2 protein-coding genes are annotated in these 1,495 nt (G+C 70.2%); both read left to right on the top strand.

Features of this window, described 5'->3' with window-relative positions; all coding sequences use genetic code 11:
• Positions 1–2 precede the first annotated feature (2 nt).
• Positions 3–1,055 carry an iron-containing alcohol dehydrogenase family protein gene (locus tag GT030_RS23150; protein WP_161202739.1) on the top strand — a complete coding sequence of 351 codons (1,053 nt, stop codon included), beginning with the start codon at positions 3–5 and terminating at the stop codon, positions 1,053–1,055.
• A 192-nt stretch (positions 1,056–1,247) separates the two neighbouring features.
• Positions 1,248–1,495, top strand: a 248-nt coding sequence (gene rplU, locus GT030_RS23145; RefSeq protein WP_161202738.1) for a 50S ribosomal protein L21, incomplete at its 3' end; no start/stop codon positions are given.

Below are 1,495 nucleotides of genomic sequence, written 5' to 3'. Positions count from 1 at the left end.
TACTGACGAGGCTCATCCCCTCGCCGGTCGTCGTCGACATCCGTCCGGGTGCCCTCGCCGACCTGGCCACCGTGCTCGCCGACGAGCGCATCTCGCACTCCGGCCGCCTGGCCGTCGCCGTCAGTGGCGGCTCCGGCGCCAGGCTGCGCGAGCGGGTCGCGCCCCAACTGCCGGGCGCGACCTGGTACGAGGTCGGCGGCGGCACGCTGGACGACGCCGTACGGCTGGCCGACGAGATGAAGTCCGGCCGCTACGACGCCGTGGTCGGCCTCGGCGGCGGGAAGGTCATCGACTGCGCCAAGTACGCGGCGGCCCGCATCGGCCTGCCGCTGGTCGCGGTCGCCACCAACCTGTCCCACGACGGCATCTGCTCGCCGGTGTCCATCCTGGACAACGACGCGGGCCGGGGCTCGTACGGGGTGCCCACGCCCATCGCGCTGCTGATCGACACCGACATCATCCGCGAGACCCCGGTGCGCTTCGTGCGCTCGGGCATCGGGGACGCGGTGTCGAACATCTCGGCCGTCGCGGACTGGGAGCTGGCCAACCGGGTCAACGGCGAGAAGATCGACGGTCTCGCCGCCGCCATGGCCCGCCAGGCCGGCGAGGCGGTGCTCCGGCACCCCGGCGGCTGCGGCGACGACGCGTTCCTCGCGGTGCTCGCCGAGGGTCTCGTGCTGTCCGGCATCGCCATGTCGATCGCCGGCCACACCCGGCCGTCCTCCGGTGCCTGCCACGAGATCAGCCACGCGCTCGACCTGCTCTTCCCCAAGCGGGCCGCCAGCCATGGCGAGCAGGTGGGCCTCGGCGCCGCCTTCGCCATGCATCTGCGCGGCGACCACGAGGGCTCGTTCCTCATGGCGGCCTCGCTGCGCAGGCACGGGCTGCCGGTGCTGGCCGAGGAGATCGGGTTCACCGTGGACGAGTTCGTCCGGGCCGTGGAGTTCGCGCCGGAGACCCGGCCCGGCCGCTACACGATCCTGGAGCACCTGGACCTGTCCCCGGACCGGATCAGGCAGGCGTACGCCGACTACACGGCCTCGCTGGAGCGCTGATCAGAGCCCGGTTTGACCCCTACGGGACGCCCCCCGTACTCTTGACCGTCGGCGTGTCATTTGAACACGCCACATCCCCGTAAACCTTCTCCTCCCGGTCGCCTGGGTGCGGTCGGGAGAGGTCGTTCATGGTGTTCTGCCGGTCCGGCTGGCCTGCGGGGGTGCCGTCCTTCGAGCGAAAGTGAGATCCGCGTGTACGCCATCGTGCGCAGCGGTGGTCGCCAGCACAAGGTTGCTGTCGGCGACATCGTTGAGGTTGACAAGATTTCCACGGCCAATGTCGGCGACACGGTCGAGCTCTCGACCCTGCTCGTTGTCGACGGTGACTCCGTGACCAGCGACCCGTGGGTGCTGGCCGGCATCAAGGTCCAGGCCGAGGTCGTGGACCACCACAAGGGCCAGAAGATCGACATTCTGCGCTACAAGAACAAGACCGGCTA

This window comes from Streptomyces sp. SID1328 (assembly GCF_009865595.1).
Classification (GTDB): domain Bacteria; phylum Actinomycetota; class Actinomycetes; order Streptomycetales; family Streptomycetaceae; genus Streptomyces; species Streptomyces griseoluteus.
Note: the sequence above shows the minus strand (reverse complement) of the source record. Positions and strands in the feature narration are given on the sequence as shown.